General features: G+C 61.6%; 15 protein-coding genes and 1 pseudogene. 9 read left to right on the forward strand and 7 right to left on the reverse strand.

Translation table 11 applies throughout. The features are described from left to right. The first annotated feature begins 35 nt into the window (after positions 1-35). From LQK83_RS21075 to LQK83_RS21090, 4 genes are all read left to right on the forward strand, one after another. Entirely contained in the window at positions 36-362 is a 327-nt protein-coding gene (locus tag LQK83_RS21075; protein ID WP_230839468.1) for a hypothetical protein, read from the forward strand. Beyond that, complete coding sequence (locus LQK83_RS21080) at positions 359-808, forward strand: hypothetical protein (protein WP_230839455.1); 450 nt, start codon at positions 359-361, stop codon at positions 806-808. The genes LQK83_RS21075 and LQK83_RS21080 overlap by 4 nt, the downstream gene beginning before the upstream one ends. Positions 809-1,292: 484 nt before the next feature. Further along, entirely contained in the window at positions 1,293-1,880 is a 588-nt protein-coding gene (locus LQK83_RS21085) for a hypothetical protein (RefSeq protein WP_230839456.1), read from the forward strand. Positions 1,881-2,171: 291 nt separating this feature from the next. Beyond that, complete coding sequence (locus tag LQK83_RS21090) at positions 2,172-3,098, forward strand: ArdC family protein (protein WP_230839457.1); 927 nt, start codon at positions 2,172-2,174, stop codon at positions 3,096-3,098. 155 nt (positions 3,099-3,253) lie between these two features. Here the strand turns inward: LQK83_RS21090 and LQK83_RS21095 are convergent, their stop codons facing one another. Together LQK83_RS21095 and LQK83_RS21100 are read right to left on the reverse strand one after the other, a co-directional pair. Next, positions 3,254-3,754, reverse strand: a complete 501-nt coding sequence (locus LQK83_RS21095) for a helix-turn-helix domain-containing protein (RefSeq protein ID WP_230839458.1) — start codon at positions 3,752-3,754, stop codon at positions 3,254-3,256. A 312-nt stretch (positions 3,755-4,066) separates the two neighbouring features. After that, complete coding sequence (locus LQK83_RS21100) at positions 4,067-4,240, reverse strand: hypothetical protein (protein WP_230839459.1); 174 nt, start codon at positions 4,238-4,240, stop codon at positions 4,067-4,069. Positions 4,241-4,690: 450 nt separating this feature from the next. On the opposite strand from LQK83_RS21100, the gene LQK83_RS21105 reads away from it, so the two are divergent. The 4 genes and pseudogenes from LQK83_RS21105 to LQK83_RS21120 all read left to right on the forward strand — a co-directional run bounded on the left by LQK83_RS21105 (position 4,691) and on the right by LQK83_RS21120 (position 6,818). Continuing rightward, positions 4,691-4,999, forward strand: coding sequence for a DUF736 domain-containing protein (locus tag LQK83_RS21105; RefSeq protein ID WP_011427435.1), 309 nt, complete (start codon positions 4,691-4,693; stop codon positions 4,997-4,999). A 321-nt stretch (positions 5,000-5,320) separates the two neighbouring features. Next, positions 5,321-5,485, forward strand: a complete 165-nt coding sequence (locus tag LQK83_RS21110) for a hypothetical protein (RefSeq protein ID WP_230839460.1) — start codon at positions 5,321-5,323, stop codon at positions 5,483-5,485. A 334-nt stretch (positions 5,486-5,819) separates the two neighbouring features. Next, positions 5,820-6,311 (forward strand): annotated as a pseudogene (locus LQK83_RS21115) (hypothetical protein). A 333-nt stretch (positions 6,312-6,644) separates the two neighbouring features. Then, on the forward strand, positions 6,645-6,818 hold the full coding sequence (locus LQK83_RS21120; protein ID WP_230839461.1) for a hypothetical protein: 174 nt from the start codon (positions 6,645-6,647) through the stop codon (positions 6,816-6,818). Positions 6,819-6,851: 33 nt separating this feature from the next. On the opposite strand, the gene LQK83_RS21125 is transcribed toward LQK83_RS21120, so the two are convergent. From LQK83_RS21125 to traC, 5 genes are all read right to left on the reverse strand, one after another. Continuing rightward, positions 6,852-7,109, reverse strand: coding sequence for a WGR domain-containing protein (locus tag LQK83_RS21125; protein WP_230839462.1), 258 nt, complete (start codon positions 7,107-7,109; stop codon positions 6,852-6,854). A 201-nt stretch (positions 7,110-7,310) separates the two neighbouring features. Then, complete coding sequence (locus LQK83_RS21130; RefSeq protein WP_442966807.1) at positions 7,311-7,892, reverse strand: thermonuclease family protein; 582 nt, start codon at positions 7,890-7,892, stop codon at positions 7,311-7,313. A 233-nt stretch (positions 7,893-8,125) separates the two neighbouring features. Further along, entirely contained in the window at positions 8,126-10,102 is a 1,977-nt protein-coding gene (traG, locus tag LQK83_RS21135) for a Ti-type conjugative transfer system protein TraG (RefSeq protein ID WP_230839463.1), read from the reverse strand. Then, positions 10,095-10,310: a type IV conjugative transfer system coupling protein TraD gene (traD, locus tag LQK83_RS21140; protein WP_230839464.1), complete on the reverse strand. Its 216-nt coding sequence runs from the start codon at positions 10,308-10,310 to the stop codon at positions 10,095-10,097. The genes traG and traD overlap by 8 nt, the downstream gene beginning before the upstream one ends. A gap of 4 nt (positions 10,311-10,314) precedes the next feature. Next, positions 10,315-10,611: a conjugal transfer protein TraC gene (traC, locus tag LQK83_RS21145; RefSeq protein WP_230839465.1), complete on the reverse strand. Its 297-nt coding sequence runs from the start codon at positions 10,609-10,611 to the stop codon at positions 10,315-10,317. A gap of 254 nt (positions 10,612-10,865) precedes the next feature. Between traC and LQK83_RS21150 the strand changes: the two genes are divergently transcribed. Beyond that, on the forward strand, positions 10,866-11,308 hold a 443-nt coding region (locus tag LQK83_RS21150), incomplete at its 3' end, for a MobA/MobL family protein (RefSeq protein WP_230839466.1).

Genomic DNA, 11,308 nt, shown 5'->3' on the forward strand with positions numbered 1-11,308 from the left:
CCGGCCCCGCAAACCACGCCGCACTGCTCACCCGAATGGAAGCGGCGCGGCGGCAGACGCAGCATCAGCTGGAACTGATCGATCGCCAGATCACGCGGCGAATGACCGCGCTCATTCCGCTGCTCGGCCGGCGTCATGTGGGCTACCGTGGAGGCAAGCCGCCAGAGCCAGTCGCTTTCCTCGAACGCTACCGGTCGAACCTGGCGGCGCTGACCGCCGAGCGTCAACCGGAGGTCGACGCGCTCACGCGCAAACTTGCCCGGCAGGACGCGACCATCGCGGCCATGCGGGCGCACCGTCGGCTTCTCATACATCCGGTAAAGTGTGGGAGTGCCGTCTCAAGAGAAGGTGAACGCCCATGAGCACGATTGGCGAACTCGAGCGAAGGGCCGGCATCGGCTCCTCGCCTCAAGATCGGACAGCGTTCTGGATCCGGTTCCATCATCTCGAGGGGGCTGAATGCCTGAAGGCCGGTGTGGCGGAGCTCAACAGGCTGATCGCCGAAAAGGAGGCAACGCCGACCCCAGTAAGCAAGATCGCCACAACGCGGCCCAAGCGAGAAAAGCTGCCGCCGTTGACTGAAGACGAGGTGCAGGTGATCCAGGCTTATGCCGCCAAGCACGGCCGGCGGTGGAAGAGCGTTCTCAACCATGTCTGGACGGGCGGCGCACCATATGACGACGGGGGCACGTTGCGGCGCCTGCGCAATTCGCACGGTCCGTCCTGGCTTCACTCCTATCGTCTGCCGAAGCCGCGCCCGGACGAAAATGCCGTTTCGGAGTGCCAGCCGGACGTGTTGGAAACCTGATCCACCGGTCAGTGTGCAGGGCTCCTGCGTCCAGCTCAGGCCCTGTAATACCCAATGCCGCGACCGCCTCTCTGGCGGTTGCGTGTGAGCCGGATCCGCGCAGCGGCACTCCACGAGCGGCCGCCTGCTTCAGGTGGGATCCGAGGGCTGCGGCTCGCCGAGGGCTTCCTGCTCAATGGCTTCCCCTGTCGGACCAGTTCCGGCCCTTGCCGGTCTCCCTTCGGTTTTGCTGCGGTCTGAACCGGCGGCCGTCCGTTTCAAGGCCGCTGTCGCGCCGCGTGGCGGCCGGACCGCGCCGTCCTCTCCAAAGCAGGGCTGCGCACCGCGTCAGGTCAGTTTGACCTGCTTGCGCGCATCCCGGCTTCGCTCGTCCTGGCGGCCCCGGACCCTGAAACACCCGTCTACCGCGGGTTCCTTTTGACCGCACCGAAGGGCAGACCGGCAAGGGCCGGAACCGCTTCGGGGAACCTGAAAGGACAAGCCCATGGCCAAGCCCGCAACCCAATCCCGCCACTCCGCCCGCGTCGTGCAGCTCCGAAAGGGCGCCACACTCGAAATGGTCCGGCTCACCTGCCCGGATGCCGCCCAGGCGATGGCGATCGCCGAAAGCTTCGGCACGGCCGTGATCGACGGCGACGGGATCCGCGACCTGCATGAGCGCCTGATCATCGAAACGGCCGAGAGCCTGTCCGAAGGCCTTGGCGAACGGGCGATGCAGATTCACCTCCAGCGCATCGTCGGTGCCTATGTCGGATCCGCCCATGGCGCCGGACAGTTCTACTCCCGCGCCGTCAGCGAGGCACGCGATGCCACCGCCAAGGCGTCCAATGACGCACGCGACGAAGATCTCGACGGTCCAGTCGGTTACGACAGCGCCGCCCAGCGCAAGCGCGAATTTGCAGCCGACATGGGCGTCCAGGCCCATTCGCTCCGCATGGCCGCCGAAGGCGCGGTCGCCGCCTACGAGCAGATCGTTGGCGAGGTCTGGAAGCCCTTCGATCGCCCGGTCGACAACCCCGGCGCATCGCTCGACCGCAAGGCCGCGGCAGCACAAATGGCCGCCTTCGACTGACCGCAACGGCGGGGCTTTGGCCCCGCCTCTTCTTCCGATCGACAGCTGGCCCTCCGGAGCCAGCTTTTCGCATGTTGAAGGAAAACGAAAGAAGGAAGGTGATCAGCCTGCCCGCCATCGCGGACCCGTCCGGCTTTTGGTCCTGCCGGGGTCGGGTATTGAGCGCAAGGGCTCTGCCCTCCTCCACATACGTTCCGGCGCGTTCACGTGCGCCCGTCCCCTCCGCCCCGGCCCTTGGACCGCCGTAACGGGCCGCGATCGGCGCGGTCTCGAAAATGGAGGTATGGAAAAATGAGCAGAAAACCGGAAACGCAACGTGCGGACATCTATAGCCGGATCACCGACCGGATCGTCGAGGACCTGGCCCATGGCGTCAAGCCGTGGATGAAGCCATGGCACGACCGCAACATGAGAGAGCGGATCACCCGTCCGCTCCGGCACAACGGGCAGCCCTACTCGGGCATGAATGTACTGCTGCTGTGGTCGGAAGGCATAGCTCGCGGCTTCTCGTCGCCGATGTGGATGACGTTCAAGCAGGCGCTCGAACTGGGCGCGGCTGTCCGCAAAGGCGAGACCGGATCGACCGTCGTCTTCGCCAGCCGCTTTACAAGGACCGAAGCCGATGGCAGCGGCGGTGAGGTCGACCGGGAAATCCCGTTTTTGAAGGCGTATACGGTCTTCAATGTTAAGCAAATTGATGGTCTGCCGGAGCATTATCACCATCGACCGGCACCTGTTGCCGATCCTGTCCAACGGATCGAAAATGCAGATCGCTTCTTCCGCAACACGGGTGCCGTTATCCGCCACGGCGGTACACAGGCATATTATTCACCGATCACCGATCACATCCAGTTGCCGCCATTCGAGAGCTTTCGGGACGCGGAATCTTACGTTGCCACGGTCAGCCATGAAAGTTGCCATTGGACTGCGCATCCCGATCGTGTCGGCCGTGACCTCAGCCGGTATGCCAAGGACAAAACGGAACGTGCCCGAGAGGAGCTGATCGCCGAGCTTGGCAGCTGCTTCCTATGTGCCGACCTCGGGATCGCACCGGAGCTCGAGCCACGGCCCGATCACGCGTCTTACCTGGCCTCGTGGTTGACCGTGCTTTCCGAAGACAGGCGAGCGATTTTTCAGGCGGCCGCTCATGCGCAGCGGGCCGTTACCTATCTGCATAGTCTTCAGGCGATGCAAGAGAATGAGCGAGATGCCGCATGAGCAAAACGGGTCTTTGAAGTGGAAGGGACCGCCAGCTGGCAGTCCTTCCTTCCGATTAGCGCGAGCGCAACTGCAGAATTGCGACCACGAGCGCGGCAATCGCCACGGCCAGCGAGAGGTATTCGTACAATCCGATAGTCATACAGGACCCCCTCTTACGCTTTCACCGGTGCGCGCTTCTTGGTTCCGGGCCGGACCGCCTTTCGCTTGGCTTGATCAGCCTCCTCCTTTGCCTTAGCCATGTCGAGCGATATCGCCTTCACGCGCTCAACAAGCGGTGAAAGATCATACTCGTTCGACACCCGCCGGCCATTGGCGAACCGATTAACTCGCTTCAGAAGCTTTTCTTCCTCAAGCCGAGCAATCGACCGTTGGACGGTCTTTGGTGTGACCGCGAGCCGCTCCGCGATGCGGGCCTTCTTGGGCCAAGGCATTTCATCGGGTCGCCACCAGTGCTCGATTAGATGGATTAGAACCGCCAGGTCCGTTGCGTTGATCTTCAAACGGGCCTGTCCTTGCAACAAGGCCTTCGGCAGGACGGTATAGCCGACGTCAATCGCCTCTTTGCCCCACTTCTTGACGAGGATCTTATCGTCCTTCTTCTCGGTCTCAGGTGCCTCACCTGACTGCGAGCTCATATCAACTTCTTCGATCACAGATGCCTCCTTTGGCTTGCTTGTGACCTGTATTTCAGGCATAAGTGACTGAAAATAAAGAGCATGGTACCCGCTGCCGTATGGACATATGGGGGCACTCGTGTGGACATTCAAGTCCCATGTCAGTGTGGTCGGATTTGTCCCCTGAAGTAGAGAGCATCTCAGATATAGGATCAGGGGAACCAGGATGCTGGAGTATAGCCAGACGTCATGGACAATTTTGTCCATACAAAATGGCTATTTTGGCAGATTTCGACGCCTTGGAGCCGGCTTAACAGAATCCGATTCCCGTTGCCTAAGCCGTGTTACGGGTCAGGCTCGATCTGTGCCCTTGCCGGCAGACAACTCTTTTGGTTCTCTTTCCGCAATTGCGTCCTGATCAGATGTGAGGTCCAGCTTGCCCCAGATCGAGGTTTTGCGGTCGGTCGATTTGAGCTTTCGAGATTGCTTGATTTCGACGGTAAACGGCTTTGTCTGATGACGCATGAATCCTCCAGGCGACGAATCGCGAGCACACGATACCGGTTTGGTTGCTAGAGGCAACTTCAGGCCGGGGGCAGTCGCCACCGAATGGGCCCCGACATTGCGACAGAGAAACGGTTCGACCACAGCAATGTTGCGCTTGGGCAAGATGGTGGCACGTTGCCATCACCGCGTTCCTCTTGATCGCTCGGCATAGGCCACGTCCTCCGCGGGCTCGATGCGGCATGTCTGATCGGAGAGCGGCTTCGCCTCGATCGTCCTCCCGCAACGGCCGTCCAAAACTTTTTTCCCCTGAGCGCTCAGGCGCTCATTCCTCGCGAAACAACAAAGTTTCTCCCGGCCGCCCTCCATTCCATTCCGTCCCTGCGGGTGCGGTCCGATCGCCCCCAATCCTTGCGACAGCCATCGAGGCCACGAAGGGCGCGGCCCGAAACCAACAAAAGGAACACCACAATGGCAACCATCGGCACCTTCACCTCCACCGAAACCGGCTTCAACGGCTCCATCCGCACCCTCGCCCTCAACGTCAAGGCTCGCATCGCCCGCATTGAAAACCCCTCCGACAAGGGCCCGCACTACCGCATCTACGCCGGCAACGTCGAGCTCGGTGCGGCCTGGCAGAAGCGCTCCGAGCAGGACCGCGACTACCTCTCGGTCAAACTGGACGACCCGAGCTTCCCCGCTCCGATCTACGCAACCCTCACCGAAGTCGAAGGCGAGGACGGCTACCAGCTGATCTGGTCCCGCCCCAACCGGGACTAACCCGGGCAAGGCCCCGCCGCGAGGCGGGGCCAATCGGCCGCTTAGAGAAAGCCAGCAGCGGGCATCGAGCCCGCTTCCGGCTTTTCTGGTGCCATACGGGACCGGAAATGTCTGCTCAGATCGCTTCAGTGTGCCGTGCCGGCATAGCGGCCTCAAGGACGAGTGGTTACCCCCCAATTTTGCCTTCGCTCCGGTTCCCGCCGCTCCAACAAAATCGGCTCCCCCACTCGCCGCCACTGGCGGTCGCGTGCGCGATCCCTGACCCCGCCATCCCGTCCCGCCCCGCGTCGTCGTCTTTCACGAACTCAAGGAGATGAGACGATGACGATCGAACAGCACATCGAGGAGCTGCGGCTGGAATTGAAGAACGCATATGATGCGGCCGAGCGGCGCCAGATCGAGACGGAGCTCCAACTCGCCGAGGCTGATCTCGCCGTCATGCTTGCGGAACAGGAGGGTGCCGTCGACGTCGAGCCGCCATTCTGAGGCGGCTCTTTTGTCTGTCATTTGAGCCGGTCCGCCGGTTCGACCGGCCGGTCCGGCTGTCAGAGATTTCACCCCTCAACGCTCCCCTCCGGCTACCGCCGGATACGGTCGCGTCCCCACGCGGTCCGCGGGTCTCTTCTCTCTATGACCTCCCATTTTACTCCAGCAAATCCAGCGTCGAGGACGGCGCGGTCTCCCCCAATTTCTCCGCCGCTGCGTTTCGACTTCGCTCTGGAATAATCGGCTCCCCCGCTTGCAAGTCGCGTACCGCGATCCTTGACCCCACTTTGCAACAGAGTGGCCGATCTCCGTCATCAACGAAGGAGATCACATTATGACAACCGATCAGAACCTCACGCTCTACGCCAAGCTTGCCGGTTTCCGGCTCGTCGTCCTCGCAAACCGGTTCGGCTGCGACAGCGAATTCTCGCCGAAGCTTCATAACCGGCTGGTTGAAGGGCTGGAGGCAGCAATTGGCCGCATGCGGACCATCATGGCATTGGAGCGAAGCGTTCTCACCGGAGAGGACGAGTTCGCCGAGTATCAGCTGGAAGGAGAGACCGAGATATGCGGGCGCTTTACCATCAACCTGCTGGACGATCTCGAAATCGATTTCGACACGCACGAATACCGCATCAATGGCGGCGATTGGTCCATCGCATTGACGGCGGATTATACAGGCGCCGACATCGACTATCCGGAATTGGTGATGCTCACCAACGACTAATTTGGCTCGCTGGCGCCAATCATCACGGATATCACGCAGGAAACCGGGGTCGCGGTCAATGCGGCTCGTGTCGTGTATTCAAGATGGGAGGGGTCCTGATCGGATCCTTGCTTCGCCGTTTCGATTGAACGAGGCGCTGCGACAGCGCCTCTTGCTTGCGACGTCCAAGGCTCGGTCGCGATCGAAGCGCTGACGACCAGTTGCACCTCTCCTTTCGACATTGCTTCCATCTCTCATCGGGAATGTTGCAGCCGGTCGTCGCGACGCAACCTGGCGCCGCTAGAATTTTCCCCGCCGCCATGCGGCTCCTCGCGAAAAAAAATTCAGTCGGCGTCAGGTCCTCCACGTCCGTTTCGGCCCGTCGGGTGCATCCCTCCTTTCCGGTCTGCCGCTTATCCCCTGCGATGACCGCATTTCGAAAGGAGAAACGACATGCAACAACTCGCCCAATTCCTCGCCGCCACCGGCCGCCGGCTCCGTATTCTCGGCAAGGTGCTCAGTCACTTCTTCCGCAAGGGAAAGCTCGGCCTGAAGCTCGCGATCAAGATCCCGTTCTTCGTCGAGATCGAGGTGTCCTTCGAGAGTGACTGGAACCGGCGCCGCTGAAGCGCTTTCGAAGCCCGCTTCGGCGGGCTTCTCTCATCTCGACATCGAAGCGCGCGGACGATAGCCGCGTTTTCGCTTTTGTCGGAGCAGGTCGAGAAACAGTCGGACCGCTTCTTCTTCCCGACCGAAATGGTGGACCATCATCTGTCCCTTGGTGCCAATGCGGCCCCACTTGCGCAGCAGGCAGACGTCTCCGAAGAGGTTGGGTTCGATTGACATGGCGTAGTAGCGGGCCATGTTTTTCGAGGCGTCCGAGCGTTCGACATAGAGATGATAAGGCTGCGGGATCATGAGACCAGAATCCCTGATCTCGGGCACCCCGTCCAACGACACTTATGAATCAATCGCCATGGATCGATTCACATCAGTGATGATACCGGAAAAGCCGTAACAGGCTTGGGCGAGACGCCTTCGCGCACGGCTCTACTCGCTCACGCTCCCCGAACCCGCGGGGCGGTTTCGGCCATCCGGTGACGATCCTCTCGCGGTTCCTCAGCCGCACCATCCGTGTCTGGCACCGTCCCAGCGCGTGGCAAGGCCCTCGTCGACGAGTGTGTCCCCGAGCGAGCGCCCTGCCCGCGTCACCGTGCGGAGCTTGCGGCCATATTTATCCTCGTCACGCAGACCGGCCGAAAGTGAGAACTTGCCGCCATTGAGCAGCGCCAGCAGGCGTGCTTTCGCGGCCTCGCCCTTGGTCCTTTCCGCCTCGCAGCGCGGCGGGCTGAGCTCCGGCGTGTCGATATCCGCGATGCGGATTTTCTCGCCCTGGAACCAGAACGTATCGCCGTCGATGACGCAATCCACACGGCGGTCGCCACCACAGAATGAAAACGCGGCCGACAGGGAATCTGATGTCGGTGTCCTGGCCGCAGCCAGGAGTCCGGACAGGTTGCCGCCGCCATTGAAGGCAAGCCAGCCGCCCGCAGCAATGAGCATGACGCAGAGGATCGCAGCCAGTGGTTTGCGCGGGCGGCTCAGTCCCGATCGGGGCGCCCTTCCCTGCCAGCGATGTCGATCGTTCGTGCTGCCGGGCTTGCCCGGCTTTCTGAACGGAACCACATTCGATTTCGCCACTTGCCCGCTCCTCTCCTGCTTTCCTCAACCTATCTCGGACTCGGTTTCATCTGCGTTTACGGGCAAGGTGCCTCCATGCGGTGTGCGAGATGCGGGGCGCAGTCGGTCCCACCTCCCCTTCGGGCCACTATGTTGAGGCTCCTGCGGCTGCGCTGCTTCCCGCCTTCGCACGACGAGAATTCCCGAAATCCCGCCCTTGCGTGCGGCCGCTATGCTGATTTCTCCGATACTCTTCATTGTTCTGGATCGACCTTGCTCGTTGCACTGCGCGCCGGCTCGATCCGAGAGGGTCCAGGCGTGTTTCCGAGCCTGTGAAACCTGTTCATCCCGACGCAGGCCTTCATATCGTCACGCCGAAACCAGATCGCACGCCCGCATCTGAGCGGCGCGTTCCCGGCCGTGAATACGATCTGCTCATCGGCGCGCATGCGCAGCACTTCGTGCGGCTGGATCAGCGGCCTCGCTGCCAACTGTTTCGATCTCGTGCGCGACGATCCTCTCATTTGCGAACTGCGGCTGACCTGGTCGATCTCGACCGTCGTCATGCCGCAGCGGCGTGAGATGTAGTCGGCGGTTTCGGGATCGTTGATCGCCGCGAAACTGATCCAGCTCGCGCTCTCGAACCATTTGCTGGCGGCATCGCGCCCGCCATAGGTTTCACGCATCTGTCCGATCGACTGGTAGATCATAACAAGGGTGATGCCATACTTGCGGCCGGCATCGCGCGCAGTTTCCAGAATGCGCATGTAGCCGAGGCGCGCCACCTCATCGAGGAGGAACAGCGCTCGGCCCGGCATCTCCCCATTTCGGTTGTAAATTCCGTTGAGAAACGAGCCGATGATGACGCGTGCGAGGCCCGCGTGCGTCTCAAGCGTTTTAAGATCGATGTTGATGAAGACGTCGGTGTTTCCCTCGGCAAGATCCCCCGTCGAAAACGTCTTGCCGGAAACCAGCGCGGCATAGTTCGGATAGGACAGCCAGTGGGTTTCCTTGATCGCATTGGCGTAGACGCCGGAGAAGGTTTCGGGCGTCATGTTCACGAAAGCCGCGACGTTCTCCTTGACGAAATCCGAGCCCGAATTGTCGTAGATTTCCTGCAGGCGTTGGCGCAGCTGCGGCTCCGGCTCGGAGAGATTGGCGCGGACCTGGCGAAGCGTCTGGTTCTCCTTTTCCGTATGGCCGGACAGACAAACGTCGGCGATGATTGCCGTCAGCAACTGCAAAGCCGAGGCACGGAAGAAATCGTCGCGAACACCACGCGTGCCGCCGCTATCGCTCATGATCCACGAGGCAACGGAGGCGATATCTTCCTCTTTCGTGCCCCCAAATTGTCCGATCCAATCCAGCGCATTGAAGCCGGTCTCCGGCTTCCTCGGGTCAAGGACGAACAGATCCCGATTGGCGCTGCCTCGGTGCACTGACACCATGGGGGCAACCTCGTTCGACGGGTCGAGCACGATTAGCGAGCCGCCCCATTTGAGCGCCGTCGGGATTGTCACCGACGTCGTCTTGAAGCCGCCGGAGCCGGCGAACACGATGCCGTGGGACGACCCGAACGAGCCGTCGAAGCACAGCAGCGGCGATTTGCCGCCGGAACCCCATGTCTGGGGATCGTCAGCGCGAAACGCGCGTGCTCCCGCGCCGTCCTTGTCGACGCGATATCGTTCGCCAATGACGATGCCGCCGGCGTCTGCAAACAGCTTTGCCGCCTCCTGCATATTCATCCAGTCGGCTTCGCCATGGAGCGCCCGCTTGCCGCGGATGCGTTTGGGTTCAGCACTGGCGAAGGCCGCGTTGCCGACGAGCGCAACGCGCAGGGCGAAGCAGACAGACAACGCCGCCGCCGCCGCTCCGATCAGCGTCGCGGGATCGACATAGGAGAGGATCGACTTGCCGACCGGAACCTGGTTCGCGAATGTCGACAGCCTAATTGCTTCCCGAACGGCGGCAATGACCATCGTCGCTACGCATCCGGCAACGACACCCCAGCCTGCCATCTTGATTCTGATCGAGCCCGCGCTCGCAAACAGGAAGGTGATGCCGATGAGCGCCGCGGCGACATATGGCAGGGCAATGCCCGCGCGGCCGAGCGTCTGCCGAGCAGCCTCCGTCTTTCCAAAGCCGGACAGCCAGTGTTCGATCCCGGTCAATCCGATCGTGACCAGGAACATCAGCGCGACAGGAGCGATGAAAAGAATGATCCTATTCATCGCTGTTGCCAAAGGCCTCGGCGCCAATCGCCATCAGTCGCGCTCGTTCCGCCTCATCTGCTTTGAGCCGCTGACGCAACTCGATGAGCGCCCCCAGCAGAAGCGCTCGCTTCTCATAGCGAAGACCCGCTTTGACGATCAAACCGCCTAGCTCGATCTTTTCCCGCGTGTCTTGTCTGCGGGCGTCGGATGTCGTCGTGCGCGCCATCCGCTCAAGCCTCAGCAGTCCCGCCCGCAGCCGCGCCAGCCGCGTTCTGCGCGGACGGTGCGCTGCTTTCGCCGACGCCAGCTCCCCTCTTCCCTCCGGTCGTACGAACCTCGCCTCCGCGAAACCGCTTGGCCAGATCATTGAAGGCCGCCTGCAACTCGGCCTCGTCGACCTCGATATCGCCGAGACCTGCCTTCAGCGCGATCCGGCCGATCCGCTCGGCTTCACGGGTCTCGGCAGCCTTGAGCTGTTCCTGGAGTTTGGCGATTTCGTCGCGGATCTTCGAGGATGGTTTCTTCATTCCGTCTGTCTCCCTTGGGTGAGAAAGCTTGTCTTTCGAACCGAGTTTTAGGGAGCTGAGTGCGGAACGCACTACTGTGAATCCTACAATCGCCAAAGCGCAAGCTTTGGTGAATGATCCCGGCCGTTCCGAAGGAGCGGATCCGAAGGGCGCAATTATACGTCGCTGATGCGACGCTTTGCTTTTGGCGCCGGCGGGGCCTTCCGCTTCCGACGAACCTGTTGATTTCGTTCGCAACCGGGAAAGAACTCGTCGTGGCCGTCCCTCATTTCTCCGTCAGCGTTGTTGCCCGTGGCTCCGGCCGCAGCGCCGTGCTGTCGGCGGCCTACCGACACTGCGCCAAGATGGACTACGAGCGGGAAGCCCGCACGATCGACTACACCCGCAAGCAGGGATTGCTGCACGAAGAGTTCGTTATTCCGGCCGATGCGCCGGAATGGCTGCGGACGATCATCGCAGATCGTTCGATAGCCGGCGCCTCCGAAGCCTTCTGGAACAAGGTCGAAACCTTCGAGAAACGCTCCGACGCGCAGCTTGCCAAGGATGTCACCATCGCACTGCCGCTAGAACTGACGGCTGAGCAGAATATCGCGCTCGTGCGGGATTTCGTCGACCGGCACATCACGTCGAAGGGCATGGTGGCCGACTGGGTCTATCATGACGCGCCGGGCAATCCTCATGTCCATCTCATGACGAC

It is taken from the genome of Rhizobium sp. C1 (assembly GCF_021026335.1).
GTDB lineage: Bacteria > Pseudomonadota > Alphaproteobacteria > Rhizobiales > Rhizobiaceae > Ensifer_A.

Bases quoted from the DNA above. Each gene is read 5' to 3' on its own strand.
- LQK83_RS21125 (WP_230839462.1), bottom strand. From the start codon at position 7,109: ATGATCCCGCAGCCTTATCATCTCTATGTCGAACGCTCGGACGCCTCG.
- LQK83_RS21085 (WP_230839456.1), top strand. From the start codon at position 1,293: ATGGCCAAGCCCGCAACCCAATCCCGCCACTCCGCCCGCGTCGTGCAG.
- LQK83_RS21090 (WP_230839457.1), top strand. From the start codon at position 2,172: ATGAGCAGAAAACCGGAAACGCAACGTGCGGACATCTATAGCCGGATC.
- traD (WP_230839464.1), bottom strand. From the start codon at position 10,310: ATGGCGCGCACGACGACATCCGACGCCCGCAGACAAGACACGCGGGAA.
- traC (WP_230839465.1), bottom strand. From the start codon at position 10,611: ATGAAGAAACCATCCTCGAAGATCCGCGACGAAATCGCCAAACTCCAG.
- LQK83_RS21080 (WP_230839455.1), top strand. From the start codon at position 359: ATGAGCACGATTGGCGAACTCGAGCGAAGGGCCGGCATCGGCTCCTCG.
- LQK83_RS21105 (WP_011427435.1), top strand. From the start codon at position 4,691: ATGGCAACCATCGGCACCTTCACCTCCACCGAAACCGGCTTCAACGGC.
- traG (WP_230839463.1), bottom strand. From the start codon at position 10,102: ATGAATAGGATCATTCTTTTCATCGCTCCTGTCGCGCTGATGTTCCTG.
- LQK83_RS21075 (WP_230839468.1), top strand. From the start codon at position 36: ATGGAAGCGGCGCGGCGGCAGACGCAGCATCAGCTGGAACTGATCGAT.
- LQK83_RS21100 (WP_230839459.1), bottom strand. From the start codon at position 4,240: ATGCGTCATCAGACAAAGCCGTTTACCGTCGAAATCAAGCAATCTCGA.
- LQK83_RS21110 (WP_230839460.1), top strand. From the start codon at position 5,321: ATGACGATCGAACAGCACATCGAGGAGCTGCGGCTGGAATTGAAGAAC.
- LQK83_RS21120 (WP_230839461.1), top strand. From the start codon at position 6,645: ATGCAACAACTCGCCCAATTCCTCGCCGCCACCGGCCGCCGGCTCCGT.